Origin of the sequence: Janibacter cremeus (assembly GCF_029395675.1) — a bacterium.
Classification (GTDB): Bacteria; Actinomycetota; Actinomycetes; order Actinomycetales; family Dermatophilaceae; genus Janibacter; species Janibacter cremeus_A.
The window spans coordinates 1,667,932-1,689,050 of sequence record NZ_CP115184.1 but is presented as its reverse complement, the minus strand read 5'-3'; the positions used below and the strand labels follow the sequence as shown (position 1 = coordinate 1,689,050).

General features: G+C 71.6%; 19 protein-coding genes. 11 read left to right on the top strand and 8 right to left on the bottom strand.

Going from position 1 to position 21,119, the window contains the following annotated elements:
• Positions 1-80: 80 nt before the first annotated feature.
• Together O9K63_RS07860 and O9K63_RS07855 are read right to left on the bottom strand one after the other, a co-directional pair.
• The gene (locus O9K63_RS07860) at positions 81-1,562 is read right to left on the bottom strand and encodes a VWA domain-containing protein (RefSeq protein ID WP_277242131.1); all 1,482 of its coding nucleotides are present in this window, start codon (positions 1,560-1,562) and stop codon (positions 81-83) included.
• Positions 1,549-2,457 carry an AAA family ATPase gene (locus tag O9K63_RS07855; protein WP_277242129.1) on the bottom strand — a complete coding sequence of 303 codons (909 nt, stop codon included), beginning with the start codon at positions 2,455-2,457 and terminating at the stop codon, positions 1,549-1,551. The genes O9K63_RS07860 and O9K63_RS07855 overlap by 14 nt, the downstream gene beginning before the upstream one ends.
• A gap of 38 nt (positions 2,458-2,495) precedes the next feature.
• Here O9K63_RS07855 and O9K63_RS07850 point away from each other — a divergent pair, with 38 nt between their 5' ends.
• Together O9K63_RS07850 and O9K63_RS07845 are read left to right on the top strand one after the other, a co-directional pair.
• Positions 2,496-2,960, top strand: coding sequence for a DNA-binding protein (locus O9K63_RS07850; RefSeq protein ID WP_277242127.1), 465 nt, complete (start codon positions 2,496-2,498; stop codon positions 2,958-2,960).
• Positions 2,953-4,233, top strand: a complete 1,281-nt coding sequence (locus O9K63_RS07845; protein WP_277242125.1) for a serine/threonine-protein kinase — start codon at positions 2,953-2,955, stop codon at positions 4,231-4,233. Before O9K63_RS07850 ends, O9K63_RS07845 begins: the two co-directional genes overlap by 8 nt.
• Here the strand turns inward: O9K63_RS07845 and O9K63_RS07840 are convergent.
• Entirely contained in the window at positions 4,206-6,212 is a 2,007-nt protein-coding gene (locus O9K63_RS07840; RefSeq protein ID WP_277242123.1) for a VWA domain-containing protein, read from the bottom strand. The two genes, O9K63_RS07845 and O9K63_RS07840, sit on opposite strands and share 28 nt — an antisense overlap.
• A gap of 184 nt (positions 6,213-6,396) precedes the next feature.
• Positions 6,397-6,846: a MerR family transcriptional regulator gene (locus O9K63_RS07835; protein WP_277242121.1), complete on the bottom strand. Its 450-nt coding sequence runs from the start codon at positions 6,844-6,846 to the stop codon at positions 6,397-6,399.
• An 82-nt stretch (positions 6,847-6,928) separates the two neighbouring features.
• On the opposite strand from O9K63_RS07835, the gene O9K63_RS07830 reads away from it, so the two are divergent.
• From O9K63_RS07830 to O9K63_RS07820, 3 genes are all read left to right on the top strand, one after another.
• Positions 6,929-8,125, top strand: coding sequence for an acyl-CoA dehydrogenase family protein (locus O9K63_RS07830; RefSeq protein WP_277242287.1), 1,197 nt, complete (start codon positions 6,929-6,931; stop codon positions 8,123-8,125).
• A gap of 14 nt (positions 8,126-8,139) precedes the next feature.
• Positions 8,140-9,705 (top strand): acyl-CoA carboxylase subunit beta, encoded by a 1,566-nt coding sequence (locus O9K63_RS07825; RefSeq protein WP_277242119.1) that lies wholly within the window; start codon positions 8,140-8,142, stop codon positions 9,703-9,705.
• A gap of 105 nt (positions 9,706-9,810) precedes the next feature.
• On the top strand, positions 9,811-10,893 hold the full coding sequence (locus O9K63_RS07820) for a S8 family serine peptidase (protein WP_277242117.1): 1,083 nt from the start codon (positions 9,811-9,813) through the stop codon (positions 10,891-10,893).
• A 61-nt stretch (positions 10,894-10,954) separates the two neighbouring features.
• On the opposite strand, the gene O9K63_RS07815 is transcribed toward O9K63_RS07820, so the two are convergent.
• Positions 10,955-11,575, bottom strand: coding sequence for a Maf family protein (locus tag O9K63_RS07815; RefSeq protein ID WP_277242116.1), 621 nt, complete (start codon positions 11,573-11,575; stop codon positions 10,955-10,957).
• A 138-nt stretch (positions 11,576-11,713) separates the two neighbouring features.
• Between O9K63_RS07815 and O9K63_RS07810 the strand changes: the two genes are divergently transcribed.
• On the top strand, positions 11,714-12,985 hold the full coding sequence (locus O9K63_RS07810) for a lipase family protein (protein WP_277242114.1): 1,272 nt from the start codon (positions 11,714-11,716) through the stop codon (positions 12,983-12,985).
• Between the two features lie 123 nt (positions 12,986-13,108).
• Here the strand turns inward: O9K63_RS07810 and O9K63_RS07805 are convergent, their stop codons facing one another.
• Positions 13,109-14,785 (bottom strand): DUF885 domain-containing protein, encoded by a 1,677-nt coding sequence (locus tag O9K63_RS07805; protein WP_277242111.1) that lies wholly within the window; start codon positions 14,783-14,785, stop codon positions 13,109-13,111.
• 133 nt (positions 14,786-14,918) lie between these two features.
• Between O9K63_RS07805 and O9K63_RS07800 the strand changes: the two genes are divergently transcribed.
• Positions 14,919-15,458, top strand: coding sequence for a ribonuclease H family protein (locus O9K63_RS07800; protein ID WP_277242109.1), 540 nt, complete (start codon positions 14,919-14,921; stop codon positions 15,456-15,458).
• A 181-nt stretch (positions 15,459-15,639) separates the two neighbouring features.
• Here the strand turns inward: O9K63_RS07800 and O9K63_RS07795 are convergent, their stop codons facing one another.
• Complete coding sequence (locus O9K63_RS07795) at positions 15,640-15,888, bottom strand: acyl-CoA carboxylase subunit epsilon (RefSeq protein ID WP_277242108.1); 249 nt, start codon at positions 15,886-15,888, stop codon at positions 15,640-15,642.
• Positions 15,885-17,525: an acyl-CoA carboxylase subunit beta gene (locus tag O9K63_RS07790; RefSeq protein WP_277242106.1), complete on the bottom strand. Its 1,641-nt coding sequence runs from the start codon at positions 17,523-17,525 to the stop codon at positions 15,885-15,887. The genes O9K63_RS07795 and O9K63_RS07790 overlap by 4 nt, the downstream gene beginning before the upstream one ends.
• 24 nt (positions 17,526-17,549) lie before the next feature.
• Between O9K63_RS07790 and O9K63_RS07785 the strand changes: the two genes are divergently transcribed.
• Genes O9K63_RS07785 through O9K63_RS07770 form a run of 4 tightly spaced genes read left to right on the top strand, consistent with a single transcriptional unit; the run spans position 17,550 to position 21,114 of the window.
• Positions 17,550-18,332: a biotin--[acetyl-CoA-carboxylase] ligase gene (locus O9K63_RS07785; RefSeq protein ID WP_277242105.1), complete on the top strand. Its 783-nt coding sequence runs from the start codon at positions 17,550-17,552 to the stop codon at positions 18,330-18,332.
• 24 nt (positions 18,333-18,356) lie between these two features.
• Entirely contained in the window at positions 18,357-19,427 is a 1,071-nt protein-coding gene (locus O9K63_RS07780) for an adenylate/guanylate cyclase domain-containing protein (protein WP_277242103.1), read from the top strand.
• A 23-nt stretch (positions 19,428-19,450) separates the two neighbouring features.
• Positions 19,451-20,119, top strand: coding sequence for a response regulator transcription factor (locus O9K63_RS07775; RefSeq protein WP_277242101.1), 669 nt, complete (start codon positions 19,451-19,453; stop codon positions 20,117-20,119).
• Positions 20,116-21,114 (top strand): sensor histidine kinase, encoded by a 999-nt coding sequence (locus O9K63_RS07770; RefSeq protein ID WP_277242099.1) that lies wholly within the window; start codon positions 20,116-20,118, stop codon positions 21,112-21,114. Before O9K63_RS07775 ends, O9K63_RS07770 begins: the two co-directional genes overlap by 4 nt.
• Positions 21,115-21,119: the final 5 nt, after the last annotated feature.

The following is a 21,119-nucleotide window of genomic DNA, read 5'->3' as shown; positions in this document are numbered from 1 at the left end:
TATCGTGTGCCGTAGTTCGAGCTGCTGCACGCGATACGTGCTACTGCCTGCAGTACTTCGTTTGGGGGGCGAAGGGGGCGTCAGCCCACCGGGAGCCGGGAGACGAACTGCCGCAGCTGGTCGATGTTGCGCACCTCGTGCATGTCGATGACCTCGGCGTACCTCCCGGCCACCGAGTCTCCGGTGTCCCACTGCCCGACCGGCTCGGGGTTGAGCCAGATCGCGTGCTTCGCGCGGGTGACGAGCTCGCGCAGCGCATCGACCTTGGGGTCGGTGCCGTTGGTGCGGGCGTCACCGAGGACTAGCAGGGTCGAGCGCGGCCCGATGGCGTCGATGTGGTGCGCGACCGCGTCCTCGAAGGCGGCGCCGTAGTCGCTCGACCCGTGCCACCGGGTCATCGTCGCCTCCCGGGAGACGCGCTCGCGGATGTCCTCGCCGATGCGGCTGTCGCGGACGAGCTCGGTGATGTCGTCGCAGGTGTTGACGAAGCCGATGAAACGCACCCGGCGGAAGACCCCGGCCAGGGACTGCAGCAGCATCATCGTGAACCGGGAGAACCCCGCGACCGAGCCGGACATGTCGCACAGCAGGACGATGTCCGCGCGGCTGCGGTGGCGGCGACGGTGCGCGGGGCGGATGGGGACACCGCCGGTCGACATCGCTGCGCGCAGGGTGCGACGGATGTCGATCGCCCCGCGGGAGTGGCGGCGCTGCCGGGCGGCGAGCTTGGCCGCGAGCTTGCGCGAGAGCGGCCCGATGGCCGCCTGCAGCTCTGCCGCCTCCGTGGTGCCGGTGAGCAGGAAGTCCTTGCGCTCCAACGGGTCCCGGACTCCGTAGCGGGAGATCCGGTCCCGCCCGCGGACCTCGGCGTTGCGCCGCGCGGCCTCGGTCTCGATCCGACGGCGGAAGTGCCCGACGCGGGTGCGGATCTCGTCCCGGTCGAACCGGTCGCTGAAGCGGGCGGGACTCCCTTCGCCCGAGCCGCCCGCGCCCGATGCCCCGCCGGAGCCCGACCCGGCCCCGCCGCCGGACCCGTCCCCGGAGCCGCCGGTGACGTCGCCCGCGTCGCGGGCCCGCTGCAGCGCCGCCGCGACCGCCGTCTGCGGCGCGAGGCGCTCGATCGCCTGGTGCGCCGACCACCCGCCGGTGCTCGCCTCGTTGGACAGGCGACCGAGCTCGGCCAGGGCACGCGCGGCGAGCCGGTCGAGCGCCGCGTCGTCGGCGTGCGCGAGGGCGTCCACGAGCTCGTCGCGGATCGCCACGGCCCGCTCGCGCGCACCGGCGGTGTCGGTGGGGTCGGGGGCATCGTCCTCGCCGGTGCGCTGCCCGACGGCTGCGGGGAAGTGGATGTCGAAGAGCTGGTCGAAGAGCACCCGGTCGGCCGAGCGGCGCATCATCGCCGCCGCCGTCCCGGCACGCAGGCGCTCGCGGTCGTCCACGCCGAGCACCCGCGCCGCGGCCGCCGCGTCGGTGATCTCGGAGGTGCCCACCCTGACCCCGTGGTGGCGCAGCGCCCGGCCGAGGTCGACCAGCCGGGTGCTGAGGGGATCAGACGACGGCACGGTCCAGATCCAGCTTCTGCGCGGCGAGCTCGATGTCCTCCCGGTGCTTGAGCACGACGCCCAGGGTCGAGCGCACGAGCTCCGGGTCGAGGTCGCCGGAGGCCCCGAGGCTGAGCAGGGTGCGTGCCCAGTCGATGGTCTCGGCGACGGAGGGGGACTTGCGCAGCCGCATCTCGCGCAGGGCACCGACCAGCCGGACGATCGAGTCGCCGAGCGTCGCGTCGAGGTCCGGCACGGTCAGGGCGACGATCTGCCGCTCGAGCCCGGCCTCGGGGTAGTCGATGTGCAGGTAGAGGCAGCGGCGGCGCAGGGCCTCGGACAGCTCCCGCGTGGCGTTCGAGGTGAGGACGACGAAGGGGGTCTGCCGCGCCCTGATCGTCCCGAGCTCGGGGACGGTCACCTGGAAGTCGGAGAGCACCTCGAGCAGCAGCCCCTCGATCTCGACGTCGGCCTTGTCCAGCTCGTCGATGAGCAGCACGGTCGGGTGCTCGTTGCGGATGGCGGTGAGCAGGGGCCGGGAGAGGAGGAACTCGTCGGTGAAGATGTCCTCCTTGACCGATGACCAGTCGGCCTCGTCCGCCCCCTTCGCGTCGTGGTGCGCGCCGGCGGCCGTGATCCGCAGCAGCTGCTTGGCGTGGTTCCACTCGTACAGCGCTCGGGCCTCGTCGACGCCCTCGTAGCACTGCAGGCGCACGAGCTGGCCCTGCGTCGCGGCGGCGACCGCGGCGGACAGGGCGGTCTTGCCGACGCCCGCAGGACCCTCGACGAGCAACGGCTTGCCCAGCTGGTCGGCGAGGAAGACCGTCGTCGCGATCGCGTCCGAGGCGAGGTAGCCGTGGGCGGCCAGGCGCTCCCGGACGTCGTCGACGGAGGCGAAGCGCGGGGTGTGGGTCATGGGCGGAGTCTAGGATGCCGAGGACGAAGGGAGCGTCCGTGTCCGGTGACATCACTGCGAACCTGGCCCAGCAGCGCGAGCTGTACGGCGAGCCGCTGCGCGACCTCGCGGACCGGGTCATGGGTGCGTTGGGCCTGACGCAGGGCCGACTGGCCCAGACGCTGGGGCTCTCGGCACCGATGCTCTCGCAGCTGCTCTCCGGCCGCCGGACGAAGATCGGCAACCCCGCCGTCGTCCAGCGTCTGTACGCCCTGCTGGAGCTGGTGGACGAGGCGCCGGGGCTGACTGCCCAGGAGCTCGCCGCCCGGATCGAGGCGGTGCACGATGTGCAGGGCACGTATGCGACCACCCGGACGACGAGCGACACCGAGGTGGCCGCGCTCGCCGGGCTGCGGGAGGCAGCCGATCCCGCCGACCTGCGCGGTGCCGCCGACCTGCTCGCGGCGCACCACCCGCGACTGTCCTCCCTGCTGCGCAAGGCCGCCGAGGGCGCGCGTGGGTGAGGTCTTCGCCGGACGCTACGAGCTGCTCGACCTCATCGGGCAGGGCGGCATGGGCTCGGTGTGGCTGGTCCACGACCGGCGCACCGACTCGGTGGTCGCGGCCAAGGTCCTGCGCCAGTCCGACGCGGCCTCGCTCCTGCGCTTCGTGCGCGAGACCGCCTTCCGCGTCCAGCACTCCCACGTGGTCACCCCACTCGGGTGGGCGGGGGAGGACGACCGGGTGTTGTTCACCATGCCGGTCGTCGACGGGGGCTCCGTCGCCACACTGGTCGGTGACCACGGCCCGCTCCCGGCCCCCTTCGTCGCGGAGGTGTTGCGACAGCTGCTCGACGGGCTCTCGGCGGTGCACGCCTCGCGGATCGTCCACCGCGACGTCAAGCCGGCCAACGTGCTGCTCGCCGCCACCGGTTCGGACCGGCCGCACGTCTACCTGACCGACTTCGGCATCGCGGTGGAGCTGGACGGTCCACGCCTGACGGAGACGAATGTCGCGATCGGCACGCCCGGCTACATGGCCCCCGAGCAGCGCCGGGGGGAGCTGACGACGGCCAGTGACCTGTACGCGGTCGGTGCGCTCGCGCGGTTCATGCTCACGGCGCTGCCGCCCGAGGGGGACCCGCTGACCCTCGATCGGCCCCGCGACGTGTCGGAGTCGCTGTGGAGCCTGACCGCTGACCTCTTGGCCGATGACCCGGCCGACCGCCCCGACGCTGCGGCCACGATGGCCCGCCTGCAGGAACCCGGGCTGGCGTGGACGTCCGGCGCGGCCGGTGATGTCGAGGTGCTGCAGCAGGTCTTCGACACCTCCGCCGGCGACACCGAGCCCCTCGAGCCGCCGACCGTGGTCGTGTCGGGGCCTGAGTCCGCACCCGGGCCCGGGTCAGGGAGCCCGCCCCGGCGCAGGCGCGCGGGACTGCTGTCGACCGGTGCCGTGACCGTCGCGGTGGTGCTGGTGGCCGTCGTGCTCGCGTGGACGTCCCTGACCGACCGCGACCCGGGGGGCGGCGACACCGCGACCAGTCCACCCGCATCGAGCTCGCCGAGCACGGATGGTCCGAGCCCGAGCAGCAGCTCCTCGTCACCCGCGGAGCAGCCCGAGCCGACGCCGACGTCGACGACCGGTTCCGTCGAGGTGGGCACCGTGGTCGGCCGCGTCGGGCAGCCGTGCGAGTTCAGCGACGTGGGCCTGCGTGAGACGACCTCGGACGGGGTCGAGGTCGTCTGCCAGCAGGCCGACGACGGTGGCTACTCCTGGGAGCGCGCGGACTCCTGAGCCCCGGCACCCTTGCGGCGCAGGCCGAACCACGCGCCGGCGCCGAGGACGATCGCGGCGAGCAGACCGCCACCGACCCACGGAAGGGGGGAGCCCCCTTCGTCGCTCGTGGCTGCGGCGGCCGCACCGGCCTCCTTGCTACCGGTGTCGCCGGAGTCGTCCGCCTGCTTCTTGTCCGTGGCTTCGGCGCTCGTCTCGTCCTCGCTGGCGTACTCGACGAGGTTGGTGGGCTTGCCCTCGAGGTCGACGGTGAAGGCGACCTTGATCGGCTGACCCGCCAGGTCCTCGCCGACCTCCTTGGTGCTGACCCCGAGCGCGTAGTAGTACCACCCGCTCATGCTGGCCGCGGGGGTGGCGTCGACGGTCGAGGTGTTCGCGTAGCGGTTCTTGTACCGGACGTTCGCGGTGCGCACCGACCCGGGGGACGAGTACGCAGGATTGAACTGACCCGGAGCGCGCACACTCTCGTCCACTTTCTGCCGGTCCGGGGAGAAGGCCTCCCCATCGATGAGCAGGTAGTTGGTGCGGCCGATGTCCGCGGGGAATCGGAAGCCGCCGGTGGGGCCGTGGGTGGTGAATCGGGCGGTCTGGCCGTAGTCGACCTTGACCCGGTAGACGAGGGTCTCCCCGGGGACGAGGGTGTCGACCCAGGTGCCTTCGGTGATCGCGGGGGCGTCGGAGAAGGACAGACCACCGGCGATCGGTTGCGCCTCACCCGCCGTCAGGTCCTTCGCCTCCGGCAGGTCGCCGGCGGCGTCCGGCAGCTCGGGCAGGTTGGTGACCCTGGGTTCCTCGATGACCTGGATCTCCGTCGGTGTGGTCTGCTGCGCTCCCTCTCGGTGGACCAAGGCGGTGAAGGTGCCCATCGCCCGGCAGGACTCGCTGGCGGGTTCCTCCTCGGGTGACTGGCCGAGCACGTGCCCGGTGACGGTGACGATCCGCTTGAACCCGTGGAAGTCTCCGACGATTCCGAACTCGTCAGCACACTCCGTGCCGTCGGGGGCGAGGATCGTCAGGTAGAGGTTCTCGAGGTCGGCGTCGTCCTCCTCGCGGTTGTAGTACGTCTTCGGTTTGGTGGTGACGGAGACATGGAGGGTGGACTGCTTCTGGGTGCGTTCGATGGTGTACGCGCGCCAGGAGTCCTCGCTGGCGGTCAGCTCGTCGGTCCAGAGGCCGGGGGTGAGGGTGGGCAGGTCAGCGGGTGCCTGTTCGTTCTCGGCGAGGTCGGTGCCGGTGACGGGCTGACCGGTGAAGCCGAAGTCGCGCACGGCGCGGGTGGAGATCTTGTTCAGGCTGTTGGCGAGCTCGTCGGCGTCGGCGGCGTCGTAGTAGGTGCCGCCGCCGGTCTCGGCGATGCACTGCAGCTGCTCACGGGCGGTGTCCTCGACGCCGAAGCCGACGGTGTCGATACGCAGGTCGACGCCGTCCTGGACGAGGTCTTTCACGACGGGGCAGGGGTCGGGCACGCAGGACTCTTCGCCGTCGGAGACGAGGACGATGTTGCGCTTGCCGGTGTCGCCCAGGTCGTCCATGGCCTTGGTCAGGGAGTGGGCGATGGGCGTCTCGCCCTTGGCCTCGAAGCCTTTGATGGCCCGCGTGAGGGCGGGCTTGTCCAGGGGGCCGATCGGGACGGCGAGCTGGGTGTCGTTGCAGGCGGCCTTGGTGGGCTTGCCGCCCTCCTCGGTGGCGCCGTAGACGCGCAGGCCGACGTTGGTGTCGCTCGGCAGCGACTCCACCACGCCGGTCAGGGCCGTCTTCGCTGCCTGCATCTTGGTCCCGCCGGCAGGGTCGGACTCCTTCATCGACCCGGACGCGTCGAGCATCAGCAGCAGCTCACCCGGCTCCTCGGTGGCGCTCGTGGCGGTGGTCCCGGTCTGCGTGTCGGCCGTGGCCGCTGTGGCCACGGCGCCGGTGAACGCGACGACGCCGGCCAGGCCAGCGCCCAGGAGCGCTCGGACGGGAGCGGTGGAGGTGTGCATCGTGTCTTTCCCCTGAGGACGGTGCGGTGTTTGCTAAAGCAAACGTAGATATTTGCTTTAGCGAATGTCAACCGGTGTCGCGATGATCCTAGGTCAGGACTGCGGCCCTCGCTCCTGCGCGGGTCGGCCTGGCTCCCGTACCCGTCGTCGCGCAGGGGCGCCGGGTGCAGAGGACGATGCTCGCTCAGAGGGCGTCGAGCTCGTCCTGACAGCGCTGCTCGAAGGTGCTCAGCTCGGTCAGTGCGTCCTCGATGTCACGGCGTCGCTGCTCGAGGTCCTCCCGGCGCTCGTCGATCTGCCCCAGCACGTACTCCAGCTGGCTGCGCTTGCCGCGCGGGACGTCGTAGAGGTTGACGATGGTGGCGATCTCGTCGAGCGGGAAGCCGAGCCGCCGCCCGCGCATGATCAACGACAGCCGGGTGCGCTCGCGGCGGTGGAAGATGCGCGTCGTGCCGACCCGCTCGGGGGAGAGCAGGCCGATGTCCTCGTAGTGGCGCACCGTGCGGGTGGTGATGCCGAACTCGTCGGCGATCTCCCGGATGGTCCACGTCCGCTCGGCAGGGTCGACGGCGTCGGTCCCGTCCGGGGACCCGCTCGGCCCCGGGCGTCGCGCCCCCTTCGTCGGACTTGTCATGCGCCGTAGCATGCTTTACGTTGACGTCAACGTCAAGCACTGGCGCACCGGCGACGTCGCCGCGGCGCAGGGAAGGGTGAGCATGTTCGAGCTCTCGCAGGACCACGAGGACTTCCGCGCCGCCGTGCGCGACTTCGCCGAGGGCGAGGTCGAGCCGCACGTCGCGCAGTGGGACAAGGACCACCACCTCCCGCTGGAGGTGGTGCGGAAGATGGGCGAGATGGGCTTCTTCGGCCTCGTCGTCCCCGAGCGCTGGGGCGGGTCCGCCGAGACGGTCGACGGCGTCGTCCAGTCCGACTTCACGGCCCTGTGCGTGGCCATCGAGGAGCTGGGGCGCGTCGACCAGTCCATCGGCATCACGCTGTCCGCGGGCGTGGGCCTGGGCATCAACCCGATTCTCTCCTTCGGCGACGACGACCAGCGGGACCAGTGGGTGCCCGACCTCGTCGCCGGTCGCGCGCTCGCCGGCTTCGGCCTGACCGAGCCGGACGCCGGATCCGACGCGGGTGGCACGCGCACGACTGCCAAGCGGGACGGGGACGAGTGGGTCATCAACGGCGCCAAGTCCTTCATCACCAACTCCGGCACCGACATCACCTCCCTCGTCACCGTGACCGCCCGGACCGGGACGAGCGAGGACGGCCGCGCGCAGATCTCGGCGATCATCGTGCCGAGCGGCACCCCCGGCTTCACCGTCGAGGAGCCCTACGACAAGCTCGGCTGGCACATCTCCGACACGCACGGCCTGAGCTTCTCGGACTGCCGCGTGCCCGTGGGCAACCTCGTCGGCGAGGAGGGCAAGGGCTTCCGCCAGTTCCTCAAGACGCTCGACGACGGCCGGATCGCCATCGCCGCCCTCGCGACGGGCCTGACGCAGCGGATGCTCGAGCTGTCCACGGAGTACGCGGGCACCCGCACCTCCTTCGGCCGTCCGATCGGTGCCAACCAGGGCGTCTCCTTCCAGGTGTCCGACCTGGCCGTCATGGCCGAGACCTCGCGCGTGCTCACCTACAAGGCCGCGTGGCTGAAGGACCAGGCCGACCGCGGCCTGCGCTCGACCAAGGAGGTCGCCAAGGCCGCCGCCATCGCGAAGCTCTACAGCTCCGAGGCCGCCGTCGGCGCCACCCGCATCGCCACCCAGATCTTCGGCGGCAACGGCTTCATGGAGGAGTACCCCGTGGCGCGCTTCTACCGCGATGCCAAGATCCTGGAGATCGGTGAGGGCACCTCCGAGGTCCAGCGCATGGTCATCGCCCGCCACCTCGGCCTCCCGGCCTGAGCGAAGGGAGCGACATGTCCACCCCGTACCCGCTCGACCCCAAGGTCGAGGACGTCCGCCGTCGCATCGCCGAGGCCCACGAGGCCTCGGAGCGTCCCTCGGCGAAGGCCGCGGCCAAGCTCGAGTCGCAGAACAAGCTCTACGTCCGCGACCGCATCGCGCTGCTCGTCGACGAGGGGTCCTTCGTCGAGGACGGCCGCTACGCGAACGCCCTCGCCGCGGGCCTGCCCGCCGACGGCGTCGTCACCGGACGCGGTCTCGTCGACGAGCGGCCGGTGATCGTCATCGCCAACGACCCGACCGTCAAGGCCGGCTCGTGGGGTGCGCGCACCGTCGAGAAGATCGTGCGCGCGACCGAGATGGCGCTGCGCGAGGAGCTGCCCGTCTTCTGGCTCGTCGACTCCGCCGGTGCCCGCATCACCGACCAGGTCGAGATGTTCCCCGGCCGGCGCGGCGCCGGGCACATCTTCCACAACCAGGTGGCCCTCTCCGGCAAGGTGCCGCAGGTGTGCTGCCTCTTCGGCCCGAGCGCGGCCGGTGGCGCATACATCCCCTCCTTCACCGACCTGGTGATCATGGTCGAGGGCAATGCGTCGATGTACCTCGGCAGCCCCCGCATGGCCGAGATGGTCGTGGGGGAGAAGGTCTCGCTGGAGGACATGGGCGGCGCCCGCATGCACTGCACCGTCAGCGGTGTCGGTGACGTCCTCGTCGCCGACGACGCCGAGGCCATCGAGACGGCCCGGATCTGGCTGAGCTACCTGCCGCTCAACTGGCACAGCGAGCTCCCGTCGTACGCGCCGGAGGCCCCGGCGAGGCAGCTGACGCAGGAGACCATCCCGGAGCGCGAGTCGCAGCCCTTCGACGTCCACGACGTCATCGACGGTCTCGTCGACGACGACTCCTTCTTCGAGGTCAAGTCGCTCTTCGCCCCGGAGCTCGTCGTCGGCCTCGGCCGCATGGCGGGGGAGACCGTCGGCATCGTCGCCAACAACTCGATGGCCAAGGGCGGCGTGCTCTTCACCGACAGCGCCGACAAGGCCTCGCGCTTCATCTGGCTGTGCGACGCCTACTCGATCCCGTTGATCTACCTGGCCGACGTCCCCGGCTTCATGATCGGCTCCGAGGTCGAGCGCGGGGGCATCATCCGCCACGGCGCGAAGATGGTCTCGGCCGTCTCCTCGGCGACGGTGCCGCAGTTCTGCGTCGTCATCCGCAAGGCCTACGGCGCCGGCCTCTACGCCATGGGCGGACCCGGTTTCGCGCCCGACGCGACCATCGCCCTGCCGACCGCGCGCATCGCGGTCATGGGTCCGGAGGCCGCCGTCAACGCCGTCTACGCCAACAAGATTGCCCAGGTCGAGGCCGAGCACGGGGAGGCCGCCCGCGACGAGTTCATCGCCCGGGCCCGCGCCGAGTACGAGGAGGACGTCGACCTCGAGCGCCTGGCGGCCGACCTCGTCCTCGACCAGGTGATCGAGCCGGACGGTCTGCGCGACGAGCTGCTCACCCGGTTGCGGCACGCGCGCGGCCGCGAGCGCACCTTCTCCACCCGCCGCCGGGACATCCCGCCGGTGTGACGAGGCTCGCGCCTCTCGCACTGCATGATCCGCGCCGCATTGTTACCTTCGGGTAGTCATCGGCGGAGGTCCTCTCCGCCATGTTCCCCGACGGAGGATTTCCTGATGCAGCGCAGCATTCGATGGACTGCCCCCCTGGCGGCAGCCGCCTGTGCGGTCGGCCTCGTGGCGACCGCCGGAGGCGCCGGAGCGGCGACCAGCGACCCCCTTCGCCCCGACCTGTGGGGCCTGGACCAGATCAACGCCGAGGAGTCGTGGGGGGCCACGACCGGTGAGGGCGCGACCGTCGCGGTCGTCGACACCGGCGTCGACCTCGGTCACCCCGACCTGGCCGGCCAGCTCGTGCCGGGCGCGACCTTCGTCTGCGAGGAGGGCCACGAGGGCTCCTGCGGGGACGGCGGGTGGAAGGGCGTCGACGGGGTCGGCCAGGACGTCGACTCCCACGGCACCCACGTCGCCGGCACGGTCGCGGCCGTCGCCGACAACGGGATCGGCGTCGCGGGCGTCGCCCCGGACGCCAACATCATGCCGATCAAGGTGCTCGAGGACGGCTCGGGCACCAATGCCGACATCGCCGAGGGCATCCGCTGGGCGGCCGACAACGGCGCGGACGTCATCAACCTCAGCCTCGGCAGCCTGCCGGGTCTGCAGCTCATCGGGGCGCTGGGGCTGGACACGACCACCATCGACGCCATCCAGTACGCCCGGGACAAGGGCGCCCTGACCGTCGCGGCGGCCGGCAACTCCTCCACGCTGCTGTGCAACGACCCCGCCTTCAACAGCGACTCGATCTGCGTGGGGGCGACGGACCGCGACGAGATGAAGGCCTACTACTCCGAGACGCCGATCAAGCTCAGCGGGAAGGCCGTGGCCGCCCCGGGTGGCGCCGGCAGCCCGCTCGGTGGCCCCTGCGAGGACGACATCATCTCCACCGTCCCGCGCGGTACCGGGACCGCGGAGTGCGGCGGCGCGGACTACGACGCGTACGCGGGTACCTCGATGGCGACCCCGCACGTCGCCGGCGTCGCGGCCCTGCTCTACGGCCAGGGCCGGCCCATGGTCGGTGTCGAGGACGCGATCCTCACCACCGCGCGCCACCCCGTGCTCGGCACCCGCGGCGGGTCCAGCCTCATGTACGGCAAGGGCATCGTCGACGCGCAGGCCGCGACGGCGACTCCCGTCTCCTGACGGACTGCCCACGACGAAGGGTGGTGGTGACCGCATCGGTCACCTCCACCCTTCGTCCGTGTCAGGCGGAGGCGACGTCCCACCACGGGATGTCGAGGTCGCCCAGCAGCCTGCGCAGCAGCGGCAGGCAGAGCCCGACCACCGTGCTCGGGTGCCCCTCGATCGACTCGACGAAGGGGGCGCCGACCCCGTCGAGCGTGAAGCCGCCCGCGACGTGCAGCGGCTCGCCGGTGGCGAGGTAGCCCTCGAGCTCCTCGTCGGTGATGTCGGCGAAGTGCACGGTCGCGCTCGCCGTCGCGCCGGTGTTCCGGCCGCTGACCGGGTCGACGAGCCAGTGCCCGGTGTGCAGCACGCCGGTCCTGCCGCGCACGTCCCGCCACCGACGGCGGGCGACCTCGACCGTGCCGGGCTTGCCGTGGACGGCTCCGTCGATCTCGAGCACCGAGTCGCAGGCGAGCACGAGCCGGCGGTCGCCGGCCAGCCGATCCCGGACGGTGGCCCCCTTCGCCTCGGCGAGGACCTGGGCGAGCCCGGCGGGGGAGAGGTCGGGATCGCGCCGCCGAACCTCCGTCTCGACGGCGTCCTCGTCGACATCGCTGACGACCACGTCGGGGTCGATGCCGCTGGCGCGCAGCAGACCGAGGCGGGCGGGGGAGGCGGAGGCGAGGACGAGCGAGGTCATGGACACAGTCTCCTATCTGTTGCCGCCGGGATGACCTGCCGGTAACTTGTGGCCATCCACGGATGACGAGGTCGTCTGCCTCCGGGACACCCCTGCCCGGTCGGGGGATCTCTCTCGCCACGCACAGACAGGACCCACATGAGCATCCTCCCGAGGCGCTCGGCCGCCGCAGCCGCGCTCGCGGTCGCCATCGCCCTCCCGCTCGCCGGCACCGCCGGCGCATCCCCCCACGACGTCCCCGGCACCGCCGGGGCCAGCACCCTGACCGACACGCCGGAGCCGGAGCGTCCCGAGTTCTACGAGCCGCCGGCCCAGATCCCGAGCACGCCGGGGACCGTCATCCGCACGGAGCCGGCCCCCTTCCTGCTCGACCCCCTGGGCCTCTCCTCGAGCGTGGTCACCGCGACCCGCGTGATGTACTCCTCGACCGACGCCGACGGCGTCCCGATCGCCGTGACGGGCACCGTCTTCGTCCCCCGGACCGACTACGTCGGTGCCTCCGACCGACCGCTGATCTCCTACACGGCGGGGACGCAGGGCATCGCCGACCGCTGTGCACCCTCCCGCCAGATGGAGGAGCTCGTCGAGTACGAGGGGCTCGGCATCGCCCGCACGGTCGGCCGCGGGTACGCCGTGGCGATGACCGACTACCAGGGGATGGGCACGCCCGGCACGCACACCTACATGGCCCGCGCCGCCCAGGGCCACGCCTCGCTCGACATGGCCCGGGCCGCGCAGTCGCTGCAGGGCGACGACGTGGACGCGGACAACCCCGTCGGCCTGATGGGTTACTCGCAGGGTGGCGGCGCGGCGGCCGCGGCCGCCGAGCTCGCCTCGTCCTACGCACCGGAGCTGGACATCAGGGGGTCGGCCATCGGTGCCCCGCCGGCCGACCTGGCCACGGTCGGGGCCAACATCGACTCCGGTCCGTACAACGCGTTCGCGCTGTTCGCGCTCCTCGGCGTGGCCCAGGCCGAGCACATCGACCCCGCGCCCTACCTCAACGAGACTGGTGAGGAGGTGGCCGCGGCCGTCGAGGGCGACTGCGTGTACGACCTCTTCGACCACGCCTTCAAGGACACCGGCCAGTACACCGAGAGCGGGGAGAGGCTGACCGACCTGCTGGCTGGCGACACCTTCGCGGCGGCGGTCACCGAGCAGCGGATCGGCACGCTGAGGCCGAACGCGCCCGTGGTGATCAACCACGCCTGGGGTGACGAGGTCATCCCCTTCGAGGTCGGCAAGCAGCTCGGCAGCGACTGGTGCGACCAGCGCACGAGGGTGACGCTCAACGGCGGACTGACCCCGACGCACGTCGGCGGGATGGTGCCGCACGTGGAGAAGTCGATGTACTTCTTCGAGAAGCGCTTCGCCGGCGGCGACACGGCCAACAGCTGCTGGCGCCTCTGAGGTGAGTGGCTGACCGGCGCCGGCACCCCGGTTGGCGAAGGGCGCGGCCTGACTCAAGGCCCGAGGAACGAGGGCCAAGGGACGCGTCCTTTGTCAGTCGGGGTGCTCCCGGTGTGACCCCGCTCAGCCCAAGACCGCGGTGCGTAGCGTGTCCAGGCCGACACCGCCGACGTCGAGGGCCCGGCGGTGGAAGGCCCTCAGGTCGAAGGCATCGCCCTCGCGGCGGGCGGTCTCGTCACGCAGCTGCAGCCAGAGCCGCTCACCGATCTTGTAGCTCGGGGCCTGCCCGGGCCACCCGAGGTATCGATCCAGCTCGAAGCGCAGGAAGCTCTCCTCCATGTTGGCGTGGGCGCTGAGGAAGGTCCACGCCTTCTCGTAGGTCCAGGCGCCGCCCCCGACCTCGGCGGGCGCCTCGAACCCGCAGTGCACCCCGATGTCCAGGACCACCCGCGCCGCCCGGAGCGACTGACCGTCGAGCAGGCCCATCCGGTTGCCGGGGTCGTCCATGTGGCCCAGCTCGGCCATGAGCCACTCCGCGTACAGCGCCCAGCCCTCGCCGTGGCCCGACGTCCACGAGGCCAGGCGACGCCAGCGGTTGAGCAGCTGCCGGCGGTGGATGGTCTGGCCGACCTGGAGGTGGTGGCCCGGCACGCCCTCGTGGTAGACGGTCGTCAGCTCGCGCCACGTGCCGAACTGGGTGACCCCCTTCGGCACCGACCACCACATCCGGCCCGGGCGGGAGAAGTCGTCGCTCGGTCCGGTGTAGTAGATGCCGCCCGTCTCGGTGGGCGCGATCATGCACTCGATGGTGCGGACCGGCTCGGGGATGTCCATGTGCGGGGAGAGCAGCTCGATGGCCTCGTCCGCCTTCTCCTGCATCCACGCCTGCAGCGCGTCGGTGCCGTGGATCTGGTACCGGGGGTCGGCGTCGAGGATCGCGATGGCCTCCCGGATGGTCGCGCCGGGGGAGATCCGCTCGGCGACCGCGGCCATCTCACCCGTGATCCGGGCGAGCTCCTCCTGGCCCCAGGCGTAGGTCTCCTCGAGATCGACACGGGCGCCGAGGAAGGCGCGCGAGTGCAGCTCGTAGTCCTCGCGGCCGCAGGCGTCAGCCTCGGGGGCCCTGTCCCGCAACGGTTTCAGCCGCTCGGCCAGGTCGCGGTAGGCGCCGGCGGCCGCGTCGACCGAGCGGCGCAGGTCGGCGGCGAGGGACTCCGGGAGCGGCTGCCCGTCCAGCCCCGCGCCCGCGAGGAAGGAGGCGAAGTAGCCGTCCGGGGCGGTCAGGTCGGCGCACTGCTCGATGCACCGCTCGTACTGGCGAAGGGGGGCGATCCGCCCCCTGCCGGCCGCTGCGGTGAGCGACTCGGTCCACTGCTCGAGGGCGGTCGGGACCTTGCCCATGCGGGTGGCGATCGTCGCCCAGTCCTCGGGGGTCGCGGTGGGCATCACGTCGAAGACGTCGCGCACGGACTGCATCGGTGAGGCGAGCACGTTGACCTCGCTCAGGTCCAGACCGGCCTCGTGCATCTCCTCGGCGAGCCCGAGCCGCTCACGCATCGCCTCCAGGGTCACCCGGTCGACGTCGTCGACGGGGGTGGCTCCCTCCAACGCTGCCAGCGTCTCGAGACGCAATCGTGATGCGGCGGCGAACCCGTCGGGGGAGAGGTCGTCCAGGTCGGCGTCGTGCCCCGGGACGCCGAGGTAGGTCGCCTCGATCGGGGAGAGCGCGACCTCGGCGTCGAGGTGTGCCTCGGCGATGCGATCGATGTCGGTGGTGGGACGGGGTGTGTCGGTGCTCACACCTCGGACGGTATCGATCGCGATGGCCGATCGCAGCCCTTTTGACGTCATGATTCGTCAGCTGCACGGCCACGTTGCCTCCGTCTGATAGGAAGACCGCAGCCGTTCCCCCTTCACCCCACGGAGTGACCGCATGACCCTCACCGCTGCCGCCGACGGATCCGCTCTCGGCAACCCCGGCCCTGCCGGCTGGGGCTGGTACATCGACGAGGACCGCTGGGACCGTGGAGGGTGGGCACACGGGACGAACAACATGGGCGAGCTCACGGCCGTGCTGGACCTGCTGCAGCAGACGGCCCACCTCGACGAGGACCTCCACGTCATCTGCGACAGCAAGTACGTCATCAACTCGATCACCGCGTGGATGCCCGGGTGGAAACGCAAGGGCTGGCGCAAGAAGGACGGCAAGCCGGTCCTCAACGTCGAGATCATGCAGGCGCTCGACGCGGCGATGGCCGGCCGGCGGGTGACCTTCGAGTGGGTCAGGGGCCACACCGGCCACGCGCTCAACGAGGACGCCGACCGACTCGCGACGAGCGCGGCCGCGGCATGGGCGAAGGGGGCGGCACCCGAGCCGGGACCCGGCATCCCCGGCGCCCGGTCGGGCACGGCCGAGGCAGTCGTCGAGCGGGTCGCCGAGCCGGCGCAGGACGAGCCGTTGTCGCTCTTCTGAGGCGGCCGTCGAGGCCAGGGGCTCAACGGCGGGCGGTGATGCGCCCCAGCTCGGCGCGCCGGTTGCCGGTCAGGGCGCCGGAGTCGGTAGCAGTGGACCGTGCACGAAAGGGACTCCCGAGAGCCGCCACCCCGAGGAAAGAGGTGCGTCTGCTGCAGGAGTCCCTTCTGTGTACGACCCGTCAGCCGGGGAAGGCGGATGCCCGCCAGGCACCGGGCGACGGGTGCAGGGGTGCCCGCACGAGGCGCTCGCGCGAGGCCCAGCGGGTGGCCGGACCAGCGGGCTCCTCGTCCTCGCCCCCGCCCACGCCGGAGAGCACGGCGACGAGCGCGGCGACCTGCTCCGCGGACGCGTTGCCGACGACCTCGATGCGCGGGCCGGCGGGTGCTGCCGGGTCCGGGGTGTCGATCCCGGTCTCGTCGCCGGTCACAGCGGGATGTTCCCGTGCTTCTTGGGCGGCAGCGTCTCGCGCTTGGTCTTGAGCGCACGCAGCGCGCGGCTGACGTTCATCCGGGTGTTGCTCGGCGTGATGACCGTGTCGATGTAGCCCCGCTCCGCGGCGACGTACGGGTTGGCCAAGGCGTCCTCGTAGGCGGTGATGAACTCCTGGCGGGCCTCCTCGACGTCGCGGCCCTCGGCCTCGGCGGCCGCGAGCTGCTTGCGGTAGAGGATGTTGACCGCGCCCTGGGCGCCCATGACGGCGATCTGGGCGGTCGGCCACGCGAGGTTGATGTCGGCACCGAGGTGCTTGGACCCCATGACGTCGTAGGCGCCGCCGTAGGCCTTGCGGGTGATGACCGTGACGAGCGGGACGGTCGCCTCGGCGTAGGCGAAGATCAGCTTCGCGCCGCGGCGGATGATGCCGTTCCACTCCTGGTCGGTGCCCGGCAGGAAGCCCGGGACGTCCACGAAGGTCAGGACGGGGACGTTGAAGGCGTCGCAGGTGCGCACGAAGCGGGCGGCCTTCTCCGAGGCGCCGATGTCGAGCGTGCCCGCGAACTGCATCGGGTTGTTGGCGACGACGCCGACCGAGCGGCCCTCGATCCGGGCGAAGCCGCAGATGATGTTCGGCGCGAACAGCGGCTGCACCTCGAGGAAGTCGCCGTCGTCGACGACCGAGGTGATGACCTGCTTCATGTCGTAGGGCATGTTCGGCGAGTCCGGGATGATCGTGTCGAGCACCCGGTCCTCGTCCGTCACCTCGAGGTCGAGCTCTTCGCCGAAGACAGGAGGCTCCTCGAGGTTGTTGCTCGGCAGGAAGCTCAGCAGCGCCTTGACGTAGTCGATCGCGTCGTCCTCGTCGGAGGCCATGTAGTGGGCCACGCCGGACTTGGTGTTGTGCGTGTGCGCACCACCGAGGTCCTCGAACTCCACGTCCTCGCCGGTGACGGTCTTGATCACGTCCGGGCCGGTGATGAACATGTGCGAGGTCTGGTCGACCATGATGGTGAAGTCGGTGACCGCGGGGGAGTAGACGGCGCCACCGGCGCACGGGCCCATGATCAGGGAGATCTGCGGGATGACACCCGAGGCGTGCACGTTGCGCTTGAAGATCTCGCCGTAGAGGCCCAGGGAGACCACACCCTCCTGGATGCGGGCACCGCCGGAGTCGTTGAGACCGACCACCGGGCAGCCGATCTTCATCGCGAAGTCCATGACCTTGGTGATCTTCTCGCCGAAGACCTCACCGAGGGACCCGCCGAAGACGGTGAAGTCCTGCGCGAAGACGGCGACCTGACGACCGTCGACCGTGCCGTAGCCCGTGACGACACCGTCGCCGTAGGGCCGGTTGGCCTCCTGGCCGAAGGCGGTCGAGCGGTGGCGGGCGTACTTGTCCATCTCGACGAAGGTGCCCTCGTCGAGGAGGAGCGCGATGCGCTCGCGGGCGGTCTGCTTGCCGCGGGAGTGCTGCTTCTCCACGGCGCGGGTCGACCCGGCGTTGGCGACTTCGGCCACGCGACGCTTGAGGTCGGCGAGCTTGCCGGCCGTCGTGTGGATGTCGATGTCGACGGGGACATCGGTGCCGCCGATGGAGTGAGCGTCAGTGGTCTCGGTGCTCTGGGACATGGTGCGAAGCCTAACCTTGACCGTGTGCCGACCCCGATGGACGTCCAACGACTGACCACCCTGCTGCCTCCCGAGGAGGGGTGGGGCGAGGTCGTCCACCTGCCTCGCGTCGGCTCGACGAACGCCGCTGCGGCGGAGCGCGGGGCGCTGTGGTCACCGGTCGTCACCGAGCACCAGACGGCCGGCCGTGGCCGGCTCGGGCGTCCGTGGCAGGACGCTCCGGGGGCCTCCCTGGCCATGTCGGTGGTCGTGCCCCCCGTGCAGCCCCCGGGGTGGCTGCCCCTCGCGACGGGACTGGCCGTGCGCTCCGCGCTCGTGGACGAAGGGGTGGACGCCCACCTGAAGTGGCCCAACGACGTCCTCCTCCCGGGCGACGGGGACCGGAAGGTGTGCGGCATCCTGTGCCAGTCGCGGCCCGACGGGCGCGTGGTCGTGGGCATCGGCATCAACGTGGGCCACGAGCGGGGTGACCTGCCGGTGGAGACGGCCACCTCCCTTCGCCTCGTCGGTGCGCAGGTCGACCGGACCACGCTCGCGGCAGCGGTGCTCACCCACCTGCGCCGCTGGCACGCCGCCCTGACGGAGGGGGGTGACTCGGCCGAGCAGGTCCGGGCCGCCTATGCCAGCGCCTGCGCCACCCTCGGTCGCCGGGTCGTCGTGCACCACCCGGACGGCACCCGTGAGGAGGTCGAGACCACGGGTCTGGACCTCGAGGGGCGCCTGTGTGTCACCGGGGCGCGTGGCTCGGATACCGTTGCGGCGGGTGACGTGCAGCACATCCGACTGCCCGGCGCGTCGCCCCACTGACCCATCGACCGCCACGGAGGTGCTGTGCCGTACGAAGGAGCCCACGGGCACGGCCCCGACGAGTCGGACCTCACGGACGACGGCGGGCCGGAGGAGTTCGAGCGCGTCCTGCTCGGCCGGCCTGCGTCGATGGGTCGGCGCCAGGTCTCCCGCGGCGCCGGGGTGTCGGTGCGATCCGCCCGCAAGTTCTGGCACGCGATGGGCTTCCCCATCGTCCAGGAGGGCGACGACATGTTCACCGAGGCCGACCTGGAGGCGCTCGCGCGGGTGGCCCGGTTGGTCCGGGAGGGCGAGTTCCCCGAGGAGTTCGCGCTGTCGATGACCCGCGCGCTCGCACGGACCATGGACCGCCTCGCCGCGTGGCAGGCGCAGCTGGTCCTCGAGGAGGTCTCCCGCCAGCGCCACGGTGACGAGGAGCCGACCGAGGAGGAGGCCATCGGCGACTCCGAGGTCGCCGCCGCCTGGCTGTCCGGCCTCGCCGACGACCTCGAGCCCCTCCTGCTCTACGTGTGGCGCCGGCAGCTGACCGCGACGATCCAGCGGCTGCTCTCCGTCGAGGAGGAAGCCGGTCGGATGTCGGTCATCGGCTTCGCCGACCTGGTCAACTTCACCTCGGTCGTGCGTCGTCTCACGGAGCGGGACCTCGCGCGACTGGTCCAGCGCTTCGAGGACCTGTGCACGGACATCGTCACCGCCCACGGCGGCCGGGTCGTGAAGACGGTGGGTGACGAGGTGCTCTTCCAGACCTTCGAGGTCGCTCCCGCGGCCGCCATCGCCCTCGACCTCGTCGAGGCCATGACCGAGGACGACCTCCTCCCGGAGGCACGGATCGGGATGGCCCACGGACCCGTCGTGCGACGGCTCGGCGACGTCTTCGGCACGACGGTCAACCGCGCCAGCCGGCTGACCTCCGTCGCGCCGCCCGGCGGCGTCTACGTCGACGACGCCCTCACCCGGTTGCTCGAACCCCTCAGCGGTTTCGCCGCCGTCCCGACGCGCCGTCGGTCGCTGCGTGGCATCGGCGAGGTCGTCCCGAGCCGGCTCGTCCGGGTCAGGGGTGCGCGGCGCACCACCGATGTCACCGCGCACGTCTGAGGATGAGTTCCTATGATCCGACCATGACCCGAGTGCTGCTGGCCGAGGACGACACCGCCATCTCCGACCCCCTGGCACGTGCTCTCGTGCGCGAGGGGTACGACGTGACCGTGCACGCCGACGGACGCGAGGCCCTCGACGTCGCCCTCGGCACGCCCCCCGACCTGCTGGTCCTCGACCTGGGGCTACCGACCCTCGACGGGCTCGAGGTGTGCCGACGGATGCGCGCCACCGGCTCCGACGTCCCCGTCCTCATCCTCACCGCCCGCGCCGACGAGGTCGACACCGTCGTCGGGCTCGACGCAGGAGCCGACGACTACGTCACCAAGCCCTTCCGTCTCGCGGAGCTCATGGCCCGCGTGCGCGCGCTGCTGCGTCGACGCAACGACGAGGCGCTCGAGCCGAGCGGCCCCCTGCGCCTGGACCTCGACAGCCGCCGCGTGTGGTTCCACGGCGAGGAGCTGCCGCTGACCGCCAAGGAGTTCTCCGTGCTCAGCGTCCTCGTGCGCGAGCGGGGCCGCGTCGTCACCCGCGAGCAGCTGATGGGCGAGGTCTGGGAGACCGAGTGGTACGGCTCGACCAAGGCACTGGACATGCACATCTCCGTCCTGCGTCGCAAGCTCGGTGACGACGTCGCGGACCCGACACACATCGCGACGGTGCGCGGCGTCGGATTCCGTTTCGACTCGTGAGCTACGGCGCGCTGGTCCGTCGGCTGCTGCTCGCGGTGGCCCTCGGTGGCGCGGTGGTCACCGCCCTGGTGCTCGGGGTCGTCTTCCTCGTCGTCGCCGACGGACAGAGCGTGCTCGGGATCGATCCGCAGGTCTGGGTCGTCATCGCACCGGCGCTCGGTGCCGGTCTCGCGGCCCTGGTCGCACTGGCCGTGCTGCGGGTCATCGACGGTCGGCGCGGCCGGGGTCTGACCTTCATCACCCACCAGATCGAGACGATCCGCGAGGGGGGCGGCGCACTTCCGCGCACCAACGTCGGCCTGACCGACATCGACGCCACGACGCAGGCGATCGCCCGTCTGGCCGGCGAGCTGGCACGGCAGCGCGCACTCGACCGGGACTTCGCGGCCGACGCCTCGCACCAGCTGCGCACGCCGCTCACGGCACTGCTGATGCGTCTCGAGGAGATCGCCGAGACCGACGACCTCGAGGTCATCCGCGACGAGGCCGCCGTGGCGGTGACCCAGGTCGAGCGGCTGAGCGGAGTCGTCGACACCCTGCGCTCCCGTACGCAGGAGGGCGGGGAGATCCCCGAGATCTCCCTCGACTCCGTGCTCGCGGGCCTGCAGCGGGAGTACCAGCCGGCCTTCACCGCGGCCCACCGCACGATGCGGGTGGACGGACCTCCTGGCCTGGCGGTGCGGTGCGCACCGATGGACCTCGCGCAGATCCTGCAGAGCCTCATCGAGAACTCCCTGGCCCACGGCGACGGTCGGGTGACGATCACCATGCGCGGGTCGATCGGATCGGTCGTCGTCGAGGTCCAGGACGAGGGGGAGGGGGTCCCCACCACGATCGCGCCCCACATCTTCGAGCGCTCGGTGACCTCGAGCGGCTCCGGTCTCGGGCTCGGGCTGGCGCGACAGCTCGCCGAGCGCAACGGTGGTCGCCTGGAGCTGGTGCAGGCCCAGCCCGCGGTCTTCACGGTCTTCCTCTCCGGACCCGGCCGGCGCTGAGGCCG